Origin of the sequence: Cohnella sp. CFH 77786 (genome assembly GCF_019400745.1) — a bacterium.
GTDB lineage: Bacteria > Bacillota > Bacilli > Paenibacillales > Paenibacillaceae > Cohnella.
Genome location: NZ_WJIB01000010.1, coordinates 65,397 through 80,931, shown reverse-complemented (window position 1 = coordinate 80,931; position 15,535 = coordinate 65,397). Strand labels below are relative to the sequence as shown.

Below are 15,535 nucleotides of genomic sequence, written 5' to 3'. Positions count from 1 at the left end.
GAAATAGTGGCGCAGAGGCACTATTTCGCGGGATTGCGGGTCAACGGCGCAAAATAGTGGCGCAGAGGCATTATTTCGCGGGATTGCGGGAGCGCGAGGTGAAAAAGTGTCGCAGAGGCACTATTTCGCGGGATTGCGGGAGCGCGAGTCGAAATAGTGGCGCAGAGGCACTATTTCGCGGGAATGCGGGTCAACGGCGCAAAATCGTGTCGCAGAGGCACTATTTCGCGGGATTGCGGGAGCGCGAGGCGAAATAATGTCGCAGAGTCACTCTTTCACGGGAACGCGGGAGCGAGAGGTGAAAAAGTGTCGCAGAGGCACTATTTCGCGGGAACGCGAGTGAGCGGCGCAAAATAGTGTCGCAGAGGCACTATTTCGCGGGAATGCGAGTGAGCGGCGCGAAATCGTGGCGCACGGACGCTAGCGCAGCGGGTCCGGACTTCCGTGTCCCGCTGCTCTTCGCCTCCCACCCGTCGCAGGCTAAGCTACCTTCTTTTCAGCTCAAAAAACTCGCAATCGGCGCGGGAGAAATAGGACAAGTCGCTGACGCCGGCTTGAATGACGACGGTCCGGTCGTCGAAGCGGACAATCGCGCCGCCGGAGTGGACGATGTGGCCATGCTCGAAAACCCGGATGCCGATCTGGCGGTCCATCGCGTCCTGCAAATCGGAATCGGTGTCGAGGCGGCGGTTTACGGCCGGCATGGGGGGTCCTCCCTTTCATGTTTGATCCACAGCTTGGAAAAATCGATCCATCCGAACGAATCGAGCGTGACCCCGTTCAGCGCCGGGTGGTAACGCGAGATTTTGCTTGGGTGATAGCCGAAGAGCAGCCAGTCCTCGTCCCGCAATCTCCATTCGATCTCGTCCATGGCCTTGATCCGCTGTTCCGGAGACGGTATCTTTACATATGCCCGCAATTTTTCCTCCAGCCAGGCATGCTGCCCGTCGTCGAAAAACCGGCGCACATAGGAGGCTTCATCGAGGAACAAGCGAAGGTACTCCCATTCCAAGTCGTCTTCAAGCGCTTCGCAGTTGATCATCAGATCCGCCTCCCGCACCGCTTCGGTCGAGTAGTATTCGATAAAAGATACGGGATGAAGGGAAACGCGAAGTCCGATGGATTCGCAGCGCTTTTGCAGCCACCCGGCATCGTCGTGAAGCGCCTTATTGTCGAAAAAGTAGAGCTTGATCGTTTGGCCGGCGTACCCGCTGTCCCGCATATGGGCTTTCGCCTCCTCCAGCGACGTGGCCTGGAAGTTTGCCAGACGGCTGCGATCGGGCATGAAGCTGTCCGCCGGCGCGTTGCGGTTGCCCTTCAGATCCCGGGTGATCGCGAGACGGTCGAATAAGAGCCTCATGGCCTTGCGGAAGGAACGGTTGCGAGCGATGCCTTCCTTCCGGAAATTGAAGACGATAAACTGGCAGCCGGTCATCCGGTATTCGATTTCGCCGCTGGGATCCGATCCGCCGTTCTTGTGCGGCGAGGCGTCCTCCCAGTAGGGAAGCTGATATTGGTCGTTCGGACCGTGTCCCGGGGTGAACCACAGCTCGACCCGGTCCAGAAAGGCTCTCTCCCCGAAGTAATCGCCATGAACCTCCAGCTTCATGACGCGGTCCGTGAATTCGGCCATCCGAAACGGCCCGGTTCCGACGATGGCGGTCCCCGAAAACTCCACGTCATGAGGCAGGATCGACATATAGTAGGAGCCGAAGAAATGCAGGAACATCCGGTTGGGCCGTTTCAGGTGGAAAGAGATGACGCGGTCGCCCCGGGTTTCGACGCGGTCGATCTCCTCATACTGCCACCGCGCCGGGGAACGGACGTCCTTCAGCCGCCGCAGCGTATACTCCACGTCCTTGGACGTTAACGTTCTGCCGTGATGGAAACGGACGCCTTTTCTCAAGTAGAACGTCCACCGGCTCCCTTCCTCGTCGCTCTCCCAAGTATGGGCGAGGGAAGGAAGGTAGGTTTTGCTCCGGGTATCGAAGGCGACCAGCTTGTCGCATATTTGTTGCAGGACATAGACCTCTGCCGCGGTGGACGCGAAAGCGGGATCAAGCGTGTCGAATTTATGGTTTATGGTGATCCGCAGGACGTCCACCGTGGAAGAGACCGTCCGTTCCACCTGAAAGCCGAACCTTTCGTCCAGCAAGCCGCGGAGCTGATCCCGGAGCGGGACGGGCAGGTCTTTATGGGAAATCAGATCCATGGCTTCTTTCATTTTGTCCTTGGCCAGCAGATCCCGAAAATATTCGTTCGTCACTTCGTCCAAATCGCGAAGGGGCGTCATTCGAGACGAATTGCCCCGGCCCATCCCGGCCTGCCAAGCGATGAACCCTTCCTCCGCCAGCTTGCGCAGGATCAGCTTCACGTTGCGCGGCGTACAGGACAGAACCTCGGTCAAATCCTCGATCGTCACCGGTACGCCGGTGCCCTTGCCCGGATTTCCCGGCAGGGCGAGCATGATGCTCAGATAATGCCTCACGGATTTCACGGCCGCTTCCCCCTTCCCCCGATCCCCTCCGGTCAAAAGGTGAAATCTTTCGTTTATCTTACTCTATTCCTTCTCCTTTTCCAAGCTGCAATTAAGCGCGCTGGCCAACTCACCGATGTTGGATTCCGCCTGGCTGACCTTCGCCATGACGCCGGTCCAGAGCGCGTGCAACGGCTTGATGAACCCGGCCGCGGATGCGATGCTGATCGACGTGAGCACTAAGGAAAGCCGCAGCTTCATGTACAGCCTCCAATATTGGGTGCGAACTTGCCGGTGGCGATCGGGGTGGGACTCGGCGGCGCGCTGTTCGCCGATCGCAGTACCCGCGCGGGCACGGATCTTCTTTTTTACATGCGGCGCCGCCTTGCCTTATAATAGGGGGATGATCGGATAAGGCCAAGGAGCGGAAAATCATGCAAATGTTAAAAGATAAAATCGTCCGGGAAGGAATCGTGCTGAACGATCAGGTGCTCAAGGTCGATTCCTTCCTCAACCACCGGGTCGATCCCGGGTTGATGCAGGCGATCGGACAAGCGTTCGCGGCAGCGTTCGCCGAATCGCGCATCGATCTCGTGCTGACGCTGGAATCGTCCGGCATCGCCCCGGCGCTGATGGCCGCCATGGCGCTCGGAGTGCCGCTCGTGTTCGCGCGCAAGCAGCTGTCGCTCACGATGAGGGACGACCTCTACGTGGAGCCTGTCTATTCTTTTACGAAGCAGCAGCAGTCTCAGGTTGCCGTATCGCGCAAATTCCTGACCGAAGGACAGAGCGTGCTGATCGTCGACGATTTCCTGGCGCACGGGGAAGCGGCTTTCGGCATGGCGCGGATCGTCGAAGCCGCCGGAGCCCGAGTCGCCGGAATCGGGATCGTGATCGAGAAGTCGTTCCAGAGCGGCCGCGCGAAGCTGACGGAAGCGGGATACCGCGTCGAGTCGCTCGCCCGTATCGCCTCGCTGTCGGGGAATCGGGTCGAGTTCGTGGAATAACGCTCCGATAACTCGAGAGCAAGTGCATGCGTTTTCGCTTATCCCGCTTGAAACTCCCTTAGGATTCGTCGTGACGGAAGCAGAATCCGCACGACGGTTCCCTTGCCGGGACTGCTCTGGATCTGCAGCTTTCCGTTGTGCTTCTCGACCACCATATAGGTGTAAGATAATCCTAGACCGAAATTATGGGATTTGTCTTTGGTTGAATAGAACATGTCCATAATGTGGGGAAGTTGATCCGACGGGATGCCCGTTCCGTTATCCCTGATCTCCAGCGCAAGTCCTTTTCCCGCTTTTCCGACGGAGACGGTGATCTCCCCGCCCTGCTCCGGAAGGGCATCCAGGGCGTTATTGAGGATATTGACGATCGCTTCCTGCAGATGAACGCGGTCGCATAACAAGATCGCATCGGCAGGAAAAGCGAGGCAAACCTTCGGATGCTTCTCTATCCGGTAGAAGGCGCACGATGCCGCTGCTTCCTGAACGATGGCGCTTAGCTTCCAGGCTTGCTCGTTCAAGTTGATTGCAGCGGTCCGGTGCTGGATCCGTTTGATCATATCGAAGAGATGGCGGGTTTCCGCGCGGATTTGATCGGCATCCCCGCGGACCGGATTGCTTGCGGCCTCTTCCGGCTGTTCCAGTATTTGATTGGCTAACAACTCGATGTTGATTAAACGGTTTTTGATCGAATGGTTCAACATCGCCGTCCCCATCGTAACCGAACGAAACGTGCCCTCCACAACCTGCCTTTCCAGACGAATCCTGATGCCCAAAAGACCCGAAGCCAAAATAATAAGCAAATACAAGAAGCAGGTTCCGGCCATCGGATAAATGGCATAAGCCTCCCATTCCGGCGAGTCGCCGAACAGATCGGGAGAGTAATGGAAGATCAGGGCAGCCAGCATATTCGGCATGATGAGGAACGCTTCGACGATCTTCCGGGTCCTCGGACGTGCCCCGCGCTTTCTGGTTAATTCCGCCGTCATCAGCACGAGCGCCAATACCAGATATCCCTTTGCCCAGGCGTAGAATAATAGATTGTCCGGATTTAACTGTCCGTCATCCAATGTCGGGACGGTCAGGAAGAGGGGGAGAAGGAGGCAGGGGCCGATCCATCGGCTGGTTATGCCGAAGAAGGACCCGTGATAAGCGGCTGCAGCCATAAGAAAAGCATAGGGAATCCCGGAAAGATGGAGAAAGGAGAAAAGCAGGGAAGCGGCGTGAGGGAAACCTGCGGACAGGTCCCCCAGCCAGTGGAGTAAAAAATGGTTCAATTCGAACAAGCTGGCACAGATCAGGCTGACGGCAAGCCAAAATTTCATGCGATCTTCCCGATCGGCCAGCAAGGAGGCCGCAAACAGCATCTCGACGAAAAAGAAAGCAGAATCCATCAACTCGCATTCTCCCCCGTAAAGAGCGAAATGGTGCCGCCTGTTAAATTATATCAAAATTCATTTCAATACGAACTCGATCATTCGTTCCGACATCGGATTCGGTTTGAATTGAAGCTTCATGACCGGGTCGTTCTTCGGATGCTCGAACGGAATGATACCGGTTACCCGTGCGCCTGGCGACAATTCACCTTCGTGAAGCTCCTCGCCATTGTCCAAAGCCGTCACGTTCAGGTCCGGTTCGGAGCCGGAGGAAAGCAGCTTGAAGCTTGCATAATGGTAACGTTTTGTTTCGGCTCCCGCATTTTCGAGCGTCACCTTCACGAGGACGAATTCCGTCCCGTCCTTCAATATTTGCTGATGATAGTCACCTGTTTTCGTCACTTCGTTCACAGTCGCCTTGATGTCGAACAACATGGCGGTTTCCCCGACCCGGTACGTTTGCTCTCCCTCCGTCATGTTGCCGGCCGCCGACGGCTTCGTCTCGGCAGGTCCGCCGCAGGCCGCAAGCAAGATCAGCAGCAGCGCCGTGACGATTCCCGCGAACCGGTTGCGCGTATTCCGTTCCAACGATGTTCCTCCCCTTTATGAACGGACTGCGGCAATAAGACCGTCCCGGCCTCGCTGGTGTCGAAGACGGGACGGATTGCCGGTTCCTTTTGTACTACAGGCTGCGATTCGTGATTCATGCGTATTTGATCGTGATCCATTCCGTAACCGAATTCCCGGCCAGATCGGTTGCCGTTACCGAAATCTGCTGCGGACGAGCCTCAACGTTGACGGTCGCTTCAAATTTTCCCCCGCCTGTCACCGAGGCTTGAACGGAGTCGACGACAACCGAATCGGCGCCGTTTGCCGTTCCCGAAATGACGGCAGAAGTCTGCCCTCCCGATACCGTAACTTCGCCGGGTACTGTCAGTAAGGGCGGCTCGGTATCCACATACTCGGTGTAGACGGTCTTTCCGGAACCCAGTTTGTAAGTGTAAAAACTCGAATCCATGAAATAAAAAACGAGTTCTCGTGACGCCGGTGAATTCAATATCGGTTTCAGAACGGCTAGATCTTCGTCGCCGTCGCTGATCAATCCGGCATCGATCGCTCCCTGGATATAATTTTCCGGCCAGGCCTTTGAGTTGTCTGCAGGAATTCCGAGAAACTTCATGATGAAAGCCATCGCTTCCGCAGTCGTAACCTTGTCGTTCGGACGGAACGTGCCGTCAGGAAATCCGACCGTTGCTCCCGTTCGCTGCATGAACTCCTTTGCAACCTCAACATAGCCGATTGCCCAGTGGCCCTTCATGTCGGAAAAAGTGCTCGCCTTTACCGATTTGGCCTCTTTATCCGCCCCGAAAGCCTTCACCATCACCGTCATCAGTTCCGCCCGGGTGATGTTGGAATCGAGCGCCAATCCGTCTTTTCCCCGCCCAACAATCAGTTTCATAGCTCTCATTCTCTCCGCGGCTTTCGTCATATTTTCCTTCGTGAGCCTCGGTTTCGGTTTCGGCGCAGGTGTCGGCGTAGGTGTCGGCGTAGGTGTCGGTGACGGTGCTGGAGTTGGTGTCGGCGTCGGTGTCGGTGTCGGTGTCGGTGTAGGTGTAGGTGTAGGTGTAGGTGTAGGTGTAGGTGTAGGTGTTGGTGTTGGAGTCGGTGCCGGAGGTGTCTCGTCATCGACTATGGTGAGCAAGGCCGTCGCCGGCGTCCCTAATGAAGCTCCCGGACCGGGATTGCTGAGCTGGATGTGAATCGTTTCGTTCCCTTCATAAACGGAATCGTCCGCGATCGGAATCGAGAAGGTTTTGACCGTTTCCCCAACGCCAAAGGCGAGCGTGCCGGAGACGGCGGTGTAGTCGCTTCCCGCTATCGCGCTGCCGTTCGAAGTGGAGTAATCCACGCTTGCCGGAACACCGGTGTTGTCGCTTCGGACTACCGTTACGGCCGCGCTCCCGCTGTTTTCGTTTACGCTCGCCGCGGCCGACTGAAGGCTCAGCACGGTCGGAAGTGCCGATTCGTCATCTGCGATGGTAAGCAAGGCCGCTGCCGGCGCCCCCAAGGAAGCTCCCGGACCGGGATTGCTGAGCTGGATGTGTACCGTTTCGTTCCCTTCATAAACGGAATCGTCCGTGATCGGAATCGAGAAGGTTTGGACCGTTTCCCCGACGCCAAAGGCCAGCGTGCCGGAAACGGCGGTGTAGTCGGTTCCCGCTGCGGCGCTGCCGTTCGAAGTGGAGTAATCGACGCTTGCCGGAACGCCGGTGTTGCCGCTGCGGACTACGGTTACGGTCGCGCTCCCGCTGTTTTCGTTTACGCTGACCGCGGCAGACTGCAGGTTCAGAACAACCGAGGGTTCGGTTTTCAATAACGCAAGGCGATTCCCGATAAAGTCTGCAACGGCCAAATCGGTTTTCGAATCCCCGTCGAACAGCCCGGATGCGATGGCGGCCGGAGTGCCGCCGCCAATGGCATAGTTGTCCGCTGCGCTTAATGTCCCGGTTCCGTTCCCAAGCAAGATGGAGACATTCTTCGAATTTTTGTTCACCACGGCTGCGTCATAATTCCCGTCCCCGTCGAAATCTCCCGCCGCGATGGCGACCGGATGCTGATCCGCCGTATAGTCGACATGCGGTTGGAACGTTCCGTCCCCATTTCCGAGTAGAATATAGACGTTGTTGCTGTCCGTACTATTGTCGGCAACGGCTAAATCAGGCCATGTATCCTCGTTGAAGTCTCCCCAGGCAATATAGGCCGGTGAAGTGCCGACCGGATAAACGTCGCCTGCTATGAACGTTCCGTCCCCGTTCCCCAGAAAAACGGCCACATTGCCGTTATTCGGATCCGTAACGGCCAAATCGAGATCGCCGTCGCTGTCGAAGTATCCTGCTGCAATCGAATATGGCGTCGCATTCGTTCCGGCCGAATAGCCGGGTCCTGCGGTGAACGTTCCATCGCCGACGCCCAAAAAAATGTAAATGTAATTGTTGTAGCTGTCCGTAACGGCAAAATCGTAATTTGTGTCGTGGTTGAAGTCGCCGAATGCGATCGAGGAGGCAAACGCATTGCTTCCGAGAGTAATAGGGGCGTCAGATTGCGTGAATGTGAAGGTGGTGGCATCCTGCTTATATAACAAGACTAACCCTGTGCTGCTGGCGTTATTGTAATACCCGACAGCCAAATCAAGCTTGCCGTCCTTGTTGAAATCCGCCGACGCCAGGGACCAAATGGAAGTAAAAGTTCCAGGCAATGAGATGCTTGGTCCATCCGTGAACGTTCCGTCTCCGTTTCCAATCAGAATGGATACGGTGCGCGGCCCGTTCAACCCCACGGCGAGATCCGTTTTTCCGTCTCCGTTAAAGTCCCCGGAAACGGTTGCAACCGGCGAAACGCCGGTACTTTGATACTGCACGTTCTGAAACAAACCGGCGGCGAAAACATCGGGCGGCGCCAGCAATGCTAAAAGTGCGGCGATGCCCATGCACAATGGCAGAAGCATCGCTTTCCTCCAACTTGCATACATGACCTCATCTCCCTTTGCCATTGATCTGTGCAACATGATAGCAAAGGGGAAAACAAAATAAACTACCCGAAATTTCGAGTAGTTTGTCAGATACGGATGGGCTGGAGAGCCTGGAGGCTCAAATCAGATGAAGCTGCTTGGCCAGCTCCAGAATTTCCTTCGAATTGTGCTTCTTCAGCCTGAGCCATTCCAGATAAGGAAACTTGCCTTTCAGAACGGACGAGATCTTGCAAAGCTCGTTGTTGATTGTATATTCGCTGTAGAACAGCATCTCCGAGATTTCCTTCCGGCTGTATCCGGCTTCCTGCAGTCTGAGGATCTGGATCTGTTTTGGAGTAATCTTCTTCTTCAGCTCCCGTTCCTGCTGCGCGCTCAAGCTGTTCAGCACTTGCCTGGCGGCGGAATGGTGGATGCTGGGCCGGCCGTAATAGGCGTCACGGACGGCGGCAGGAACGTCATTCAGATTTTGTTTCGTGATATAATTGACAGCCGAGCCGAATCCGAGCATGTGGGAAACGATTTCTTCTTCTTCGAGGGAAGACAGGACGATGACTTTAAGAGAAGGATGGCTGCGATGGAGTTCCAGCGAGATCTCGAAGCCTTCCAGCTTCCTGTCGGCAAGATTGAGATCGAGCAGAAGCACGTCGAATGCCGACGTTCTCGATGCCTCGGCGAGCTCGCTCTTATTCGCGGCGGTGCCGGCAACCGCAAGATCGGGTTCCTTGCCGAGCCGACTCAGCAACAGCCGGGTGAACACCGGATCGTCTTCGCAGACGAAGACGCGAATTTTTTTCCCTGCATCCACAGCCGATATCCTCCTTTCCTTCCTGACTTTGACTCAAATATATCATACCGATGCAGGAAATGGCTCTAAGCCGTCTAACGAAGCGGGCTGCCGCTTGGAGCCAGGAAGCTTGGCCCTGTGCGAACGCCTAGCGGCGAAACCGCATACCATGTAGCACCTACACTGCATGGTTGGAGAGTGATTCCCGGTGAGCATACAGCTGACGGCGCTGCACTGGGTTTATCTGGCTTTTATCGTCTTTATTCTGGCGGTACTGGTGAAACGCAGGGATACGACCCTGATTTGCGTAGCCGGCATTTTCACGCTGGGGTGGATCGCCACCGAAACGTTGAACGGCGCGGTATCCGGCATTTTCAACAGCTTTATCTACGCGACCAAAGAGCTGCTCGGCACGATCTTCATCATCTCGATCATCGTGGCCATGAGCCGGGTTCTTATCATTACAGGCATCAACGAAACGATGGTGAAGCCGCTGACGCGGTTTCTTCGGACGCCGGCGCAGGCTTACTGGGGAATCGGCCTCATCATGCTGGTGACGTCGCTGTTTTTCTGGCCGTCGCCGGGCGTCGCGCTCATCGGCGCGGTCCTGCTGCCGGTGGCGGTGCGGGTCGGGCTGCCGGCGCTCGGAGCGGCGATGGCGATGAACCTGTTCGGCCACGGGATCGCGCTCTCCGGGGATTACGTCATCCAAGGGGCGCCCAAATTGACCGCCGACGCGGCGGGACTGCCGGTATCGCAGGTGATGGAGGCGAGCGTTCCGCTCGTCGCCGTCATGGGCGTCGTGACGACGGTTGCCGCGTTCTGGATGATGAGCCGCGATCGGAAACGCGGCACCTGGCGCGACGGACTGGTCGGGAGGGGGGCAGTCGGAGCACTTCCGGCTGAGAGTTTGAGCGGGGTTGTACGTTCCGGGGCCATGCTGCCGAGGGAACTCAAGGGTTTCGTTGCCGTCATCATCGCGCTGCTGTTCGCGGCGGACGTCGCGGTCATGCTCGCCTTCCGTCTGCAGGGCGGAGACGCGACCGCCTTGATCGGCGGAACGGCCGTGCTGATCCTTATCGGCGTTACGCTGCTGGCCCATCGGAACCGGGGGCTAGAGGAGACGACGTCCTATTTGATCGAGGGGTTCCAATTCGGATTCCGCGTGTTCGGTCCCGTCATTCCGATCGCCGCATTCTTCTACCTCGGCGACTCCGCCTTCACCGCGCTGTTCGGCGAGCAGGCGCTCCAAGGCTCCCACGGCATCGTGAACGACCTCGGCGTCGCGCTCGCGAACCACGTCCCCGTGAACGGGGCGGTGGCGGCGGTGACGCTGACGGCTACCGGGGCGATCACGGGGCTGGACGGATCTGGGTTCTCCGGAATCTCGCTCGTCGGATCGATCGCGCACATGTTCTCGGTCTCCGTCGGCGGCAACGACACGCTGACCGCCCTCGGCCAAGTGGCTGCGATCTGGGTGGGCGGAGGCACGCTGATCCCGTGGGCGCTCATCCCGGCCGCGGCGATCTGCGGCGTCAGCCCGTTCGAGCTGGCGCGGCGGAATCTGAAGCCGGTGCTGATCGGGCTCGCGGTGACGACGGTCGTGGCAATGTTCTTGCTGTAGGCAAGATGAACCTGCCCCCATCTTGAAGACAAGGCGGGGGCTTTGTAAGCCGTTGCAGGTCCAGAGCGCGTTTCCGGTCGACTGACCAGGCAATAAAGGTTGTCGGAACACCCCGCCGAACCCGCTGCCTAAGCAGGCAGAACCTCCACCCGCGCCGAGAAGAACGTTGCTCCTCCGCCCATGTCCGCGAGGCGCTGGGGCGTCAGCGCGTTGATCGACTGCTCGCCCCCGTAGCCGTCTTCCCACCACAAGCCTTGCGTCACCAAGACGCCCGGCAGCACGTTTTCCGCCGCATCCAAGGTAATGACGACTTCGCCGCGCCCGTTGCGCACGCGGACCCGGTCGCCCGACGAGAGACCCAGAGCCGCGGCGTCATCCCGGTGCATGTGCAGCGTCGGCTGCTTCTCCAGCTTCTTCAGCTTCTCCTGGTTGGCGAACGTCGAGTTGAGGAAGCTGTGGTTCGGCCCCGCCACCAACAAGAACGGCAATTCCTCCTCATCCCCGCCGACCGGCGAGTATTCGGGAACCGGAGGCAGTCCGGCGAGACGCATCCGCTCCGAGAACAGCTCGATTTTGCCGGACGGGGTCGGGATGCGATGCTCGAACAACGACAAGCCTTTCAGCCCAGCCTTCATCCACCCGCGCTCCCGCAGCTTCTCGAACGTGATTCCTTCCAAATACGGATTGTCCGGATTGTCGAGCGCTTCCCGGATCATCTGCTCCTCCGTGATCCCGAATACGTCCGGCTCGAACCCCATCCGCAGCCCGAGCTCCTTGAACAACGTGAAGTTCGACTTGCATTCGCCCATCGGCTCGAGGATCGGTTCATGCAGCTGGACATAGAGGTGCCAGTAAGAGGTGAATAAGTCCAGGTTCTCGAAATGGCTTGTCGCCGGGAGAACGAGATCCGCGTAGCGGCACGTATCGGTCAGGAAAAGGTCGTGAACGACGGTGAACAAATCTTCTCTCATCAAACCTTCGCGCACCCGGTTGGAATCCGGCGTCACGATGGCGGGATTGCAGCTGTAGACGAACAGGAACTTCACCGGCGGGTCCTGCAGCTGCAGCAATGCGTCGCCGAGCTGATTCATGTTCACGACGCGGGTCGAACGGTTGGCGAGCAGATCCGGCCGCATCAGCCGGTTCTCGTTCATACCCGTATAGTGGCCGTTACTCTTGATCGCGCCGCCGCCCTTGACGTTCCATTGGCCGGTCAGCGCGGGCAGGCATGCGATCGTGCGGACCGCCATCCCTCCGTTGTCGTGATGCTGCAGGCCGTTGCCGATCCGAATATAAGCGGGAGATACCGTCCCGTATTCCCGCGCCAACCGGACCACGACGTCAGCGGGCACCCCCGTGATTTCCTCGACCCGCTCCGGCGGATATAGCGCCGCTTGTGCCGCCAGTTCCTCGTAACCGACCGTCCGATCCTCCAAGAACCGCTCGTCCGTCAAACCGTCCCGGATGAGGACATGCATCATGCCCAGCGCCAAAGCGGCGTCGGTTCCCGGCCGCACGGCAATGAATTCGTCCGCCCAAGTTGACGTGCGGTTGCGGTGAACGTCGATGTGGATGATTTTGGCGCCCCGCTTGCGGGCTTCCGTAGCGTACATGACCTGGTGCATATTCGTGGAGACGAGGTTGCAGCCCCATACGAGAATCAGCTTGGAGTGGACCGTATCCTCCGGGTCGATCCCCGCTCCCGCTCCCATCGTATATTTGTAGCCGACGCCGCCCGCCACGCTGCAGATCGTCCGGTCGAGCTGCGTGGCGCCCAGGCGGTGGAAGAACCGCCGGTCCATGCCCTCGGCGTTCAGATAGCCCATGTTGCCATAGAAGCTGTAGGGCATGACGGCCTCCGGCCCGCATTCCTCGATCGCCGCGTTCATCCGCCGGACGATGTCCTCGTACGCCTCCTCCCAAGTGATCCGCTCGAACGCCTCAATCCCGGAAGTTCCTTTGGGGGCAATCCTCCGCATCGGATACGTCAGCCGCTCGGGATGATGCACGCGGCCCGGCATGTTCCGCACCTTGTTGCAAATCGCTCCTTGGGTAACCGGATGGTCCGGGTCCCCATCGACGGCGACGATCCGGTCTCCTTCCAGCGTGACTTTCAAGCTGCATGTATCCGGACAGTCGAGAGGGCACACGGATCTGACGGTTCTCTGGGCCGTTTGCGGCATGTTCTCCACTCCTTATTTCAGCGCATGATTATATGTTTATTACCATGAATAACGGCGATACAACACGGCTCAACGCCGTTAACCTTCAATGTAGTATAATATTCAAAGTACCATACGGCTGTAAAATATGCATCTTCTATCGGAGTGGAAGAAACCTTTGAAAACGCTCGTCATCGCCGAAAAACCGGATATGGGACGCAATATCGCCGCCGTGATCGAACCCAAAGCGGTGAACAAACGGACCCACCTCGAAGGGGAGCGTTACGTCATCACGTGGGCGATCGGCCATCTCATCGGCTTGGCCGAGCCGGACCACTACGACGAGAAATACAAAAAATGGCGCCTGCAGGATCTCCCCATCATTCCGGAAGATTTCCGGCTGCTGCCCAATCCGCGGACGAAGGACCAGCTCGGCGTCATCAAGGAACTGGCCGCCCGCTGCGGAGAGCTCGTGAACGCGTGCGACGCCGGGCGCGAAGGGCAGCATATTTTCTCCTTGATCAAGCGGTACCTCCGCCTGAACCATCCCGTCAAGCGGCTCTGGATTTCCGACCTCACGCCCGAGACGATCCGCAAAGGGTTCGAGCAGCTCAAGGACGATGCGGAATACCTGAATTTGACCGTTGCCGCCCGTTCCCGAAGCGAAGCCGACTGGCTGATCGGAATGAACGGCTCGCGGGCTTTCACGACGAAGCACGGGGAGCTGCTGTCTGTCGGACGGGTGCAGACCCCGGTTCTGGCGCTGATCTATGACCGTCAACTGCAAATCGAGTCGTTCGACTCCCAGAAATATTATGAGGTGTACGGATTTTTCGGCCAGGAATCCACCTCGTATCGGGGGATGTGGCAGGGAGAACGGATCACCGATCCCGAACGCGCGGAGCGGCTGGCCGCCAAGGTGAAGGGTGTTTCCGCGAAGGTCGAGTCCTACGAGATCAAGGATACGAAGGAATACCCGTGGAAGCTTTACGACCTAACGCTGCTGCAGCGGGACGCGAACGGCAAGTTCGGCTTCTCCGCCAAGAAGACGCTCGACATCGCGCAGTCGCTTTACGAGAAGCATAAGGTCATTTCGTATCCCCGTACCAATTCGAACTACGTGACGGAGCAGAACATCCCGGAAATGCACCGCGTGCTCGGCTCGCTTCGGGGGTCCGAGTACGACGCCCTCGTTCAGGGAGCGAACCGGAACCTGGTCCATACGGGCAACCGGAACGTGTGCAACCCTTCGAAGGTCGAGGATCACCATGCGATCATGCCGACGTTCAAGAAGCCGGGAGCGCTGAGTCCCGAGGAACGCAAGCTGTACGACCTGATCGTCCGCCGGTTCCTGTCGCACTACTATCCCGCTGCGGAATATAAAGTACACACCGTTATGACGGTCGCCGCGGAGGAACGGTTCAAAACGACGATCAAAGAGAAGCTGTCCGACGGCTGGAAAGTCGTATACGCGGGACAAGCGGCGGATGGAGATGGCGGAAACGCAAAAGGAAAGGGCCGCGGCAAAAAAGGGGACAAAGACGACGGAGGTTCGGGACCGGAGCGGGAGGACGAGACCGAGGAGATCGAAACGCCGTTCGTGCTGAATCCCGATCTGCCGGTCGCTTGTGCGGATGCCGAAGTGAAGGCCAAGGAGACCCAACCTCCCAAGCATTATACGGAAGGCACGCTGCTGAAGGCGATGGAAAGCGCGGGCAAGCAGATCGAGGACGAGGAGCTGCGCGACGCGATGAAGGATTCCGGCCTCGGCACGCCGGCCACCCGGGCGGCCACGATCGAGCGGCTGAAGCAAGTAGGCTACATCGACATGCAAGGGAAGAAGCTGACGATCACGCGGAAAGGGCGTACGGCGATCGAGCTCATCCGCGGGGCCGGCGTGGAGCTGCTCGCTTCCCCCGAGATGACGGGACATTGGGAGCGGCGGCTGACGGAAATTTCCCGCGGACAAGCGTCGGCGGAGAAGTTCATGGAGAATGTAAAGAAGTTCGCCGTGCAGATCGTCGAGCGCGTGCGCGGCCAACAGCAGGCGGCGAAAACGGCGTTCGCAGCGGACGAGAAGCCGGTCGGCGCAAGAGGCAGAGGCAAGGCGGCGACAGCAACCCGAGCGAAGAGGACGACCGCCCCCGCGGAGAAGAAGCAGCTGCCCGCGCAGGCGTCGTCGTCGCCTGACGCCCCGGCCGGCACCGTTGCCCGCTGTCCGCGTCCGGGATGCGGCGGCCATATTTTCATGGGCCGCAAAGGATATGGCTGCAGCGAGTACAAGACCGGCTGCAAGTTCGTGATTTGGAAAGACAGCTTCGGCAGAACGCTCACCGACGCGATGGTCCGCAGCCTCGTCGAGAAAGGCAAGACGTCCAAGCTGAAGCTGAAGGATGAAGGCGGCGAATTCGAAGCGCGTCTCGTTCTGGCCGACCCCGGAACCGGGGAGCTGCGGCTCGATCGCGCGTAGGTGAGGAGAAGGGCGTGCCGCGGAAGAGAGCACGTCATGTCTGAAGGCAACAAAAGTAACCGCTTTAGACGGATGAAGTATTCTCTAATAGGTAAGCAACATTTTGCATG

Annotated in this window: 11 protein-coding genes; 3 read left to right on the top strand and 8 right to left on the bottom strand. The window is 58.3% G+C overall.

Features of this window, described 5'->3' with window-relative positions; translation table 11 throughout:
- Window positions 1-485: 485 nt before the first annotated feature.
- The 3 genes from GE107_RS15830 to GE107_RS15820 all read right to left on the bottom strand — a co-directional run bounded on the left by GE107_RS15830 (window position 486) and on the right by GE107_RS15820 (window position 2,737).
- Window positions 486-704, bottom strand: a complete 219-nt coding sequence (locus GE107_RS15830; protein ID WP_219640957.1) for a hypothetical protein — start codon at window positions 702-704, stop codon at window positions 486-488.
- On the bottom strand, window positions 692-2,497 hold the full coding sequence (locus GE107_RS15825) for an ABC transporter substrate-binding protein (protein WP_219640956.1): 1,806 nt from the start codon (window positions 2,495-2,497) through the stop codon (window positions 692-694). Before GE107_RS15825 ends, GE107_RS15830 begins: the two co-directional genes overlap by 13 nt.
- A 63-nt stretch (window positions 2,498-2,560) precedes the next feature.
- Complete coding sequence (locus GE107_RS15820; RefSeq protein ID WP_219640955.1) at window positions 2,561-2,737, bottom strand: hypothetical protein; 177 nt, start codon at window positions 2,735-2,737, stop codon at window positions 2,561-2,563.
- A 173-nt stretch (window positions 2,738-2,910) separates the two neighbouring features.
- Between GE107_RS15820 and GE107_RS15815 the strand changes: the two genes are divergently transcribed.
- Window positions 2,911-3,483, top strand: a complete 573-nt coding sequence (locus GE107_RS15815) for a xanthine phosphoribosyltransferase (RefSeq protein ID WP_219640954.1) — start codon at window positions 2,911-2,913, stop codon at window positions 3,481-3,483.
- Window positions 3,484-3,521: 38 nt separating this feature from the next.
- Here GE107_RS15815 and GE107_RS15810 read toward each other — a convergent pair whose 3' ends face one another.
- The 4 genes from GE107_RS15810 to GE107_RS15795 form a co-directional block, all read right to left on the bottom strand.
- A complete protein-coding gene (locus GE107_RS15810) occupies window positions 3,522-4,874 on the bottom strand; it encodes a sensor histidine kinase (protein ID WP_219640953.1) in 1,353 nt (450 codons plus the stop codon).
- A gap of 60 nt (window positions 4,875-4,934) precedes the next feature.
- The gene (locus tag GE107_RS15805; protein ID WP_219640952.1) at window positions 4,935-5,444 is read right to left on the bottom strand and encodes a DUF4352 domain-containing protein; all 510 of its coding nucleotides are present in this window, start codon (window positions 5,442-5,444) and stop codon (window positions 4,935-4,937) included.
- A 115-nt stretch (window positions 5,445-5,559) separates the two neighbouring features.
- On the bottom strand, window positions 5,560-8,361 hold the full coding sequence (locus GE107_RS15800; protein ID WP_219640951.1) for a Calx-beta domain-containing protein: 2,802 nt from the start codon (window positions 8,359-8,361) through the stop codon (window positions 5,560-5,562).
- Window positions 8,362-8,503: 142 nt separating this feature from the next.
- Window positions 8,504-9,190 carry a response regulator gene (locus tag GE107_RS15795; protein ID WP_370636436.1) on the bottom strand — a complete coding sequence of 229 codons (687 nt, stop codon included), beginning with the start codon at window positions 9,188-9,190 and terminating at the stop codon, window positions 8,504-8,506.
- A gap of 187 nt (window positions 9,191-9,377) precedes the next feature.
- On the opposite strand from GE107_RS15795, the gene GE107_RS15790 reads away from it, so the two are divergent.
- On the top strand, window positions 9,378-10,793 hold the full coding sequence (locus GE107_RS15790) for a hypothetical protein (protein ID WP_219640950.1): 1,416 nt from the start codon (window positions 9,378-9,380) through the stop codon (window positions 10,791-10,793).
- Between the two features lie 128 nt (window positions 10,794-10,921).
- Here the strand turns inward: GE107_RS15790 and GE107_RS15785 are convergent, their stop codons facing one another.
- Window positions 10,922-12,976: a molybdopterin-containing oxidoreductase family protein gene (locus tag GE107_RS15785; RefSeq protein ID WP_219640949.1), complete on the bottom strand. Its 2,055-nt coding sequence runs from the start codon at window positions 12,974-12,976 to the stop codon at window positions 10,922-10,924.
- A 157-nt stretch (window positions 12,977-13,133) separates the two neighbouring features.
- Here GE107_RS15785 and GE107_RS15780 point away from each other — a divergent pair, with 157 nt between their 5' ends.
- Window positions 13,134-15,425 carry a type IA DNA topoisomerase gene (locus GE107_RS15780; RefSeq protein WP_219640948.1) on the top strand — a complete coding sequence of 764 codons (2,292 nt, stop codon included), beginning with the start codon at window positions 13,134-13,136 and terminating at the stop codon, window positions 15,423-15,425.
- Window positions 15,426-15,535: the final 110 nt, after the last annotated feature.

Excerpts from the sequence above, each read along its gene's own strand:
- GE107_RS15785 (WP_219640949.1), bottom strand. The coding sequence starts at position 12,976 with ATGCCGCAAACGGCCCAGAGAACCGTCAGATCCGTGTGCCCTCTCGAC.
- GE107_RS15800 (WP_219640951.1), bottom strand. The coding sequence starts at position 8,361 with ATGCTTCTGCCATTGTGCATGGGCATCGCCGCACTTTTAGCATTGCTG.
- GE107_RS15810 (WP_219640953.1), bottom strand. The coding sequence starts at position 4,874 with ATGGATTCTGCTTTCTTTTTCGTCGAGATGCTGTTTGCGGCCTCCTTG.
- GE107_RS15820 (WP_219640955.1), bottom strand. The coding sequence starts at position 2,737 with ATGAAGCTGCGGCTTTCCTTAGTGCTCACGTCGATCAGCATCGCATCC.
- GE107_RS15815 (WP_219640954.1), top strand. The coding sequence starts at position 2,911 with ATGCAAATGTTAAAAGATAAAATCGTCCGGGAAGGAATCGTGCTGAAC.
- GE107_RS15830 (WP_219640957.1), bottom strand. The coding sequence starts at position 704 with ATGCCGGCCGTAAACCGCCGCCTCGACACCGATTCCGATTTGCAGGAC.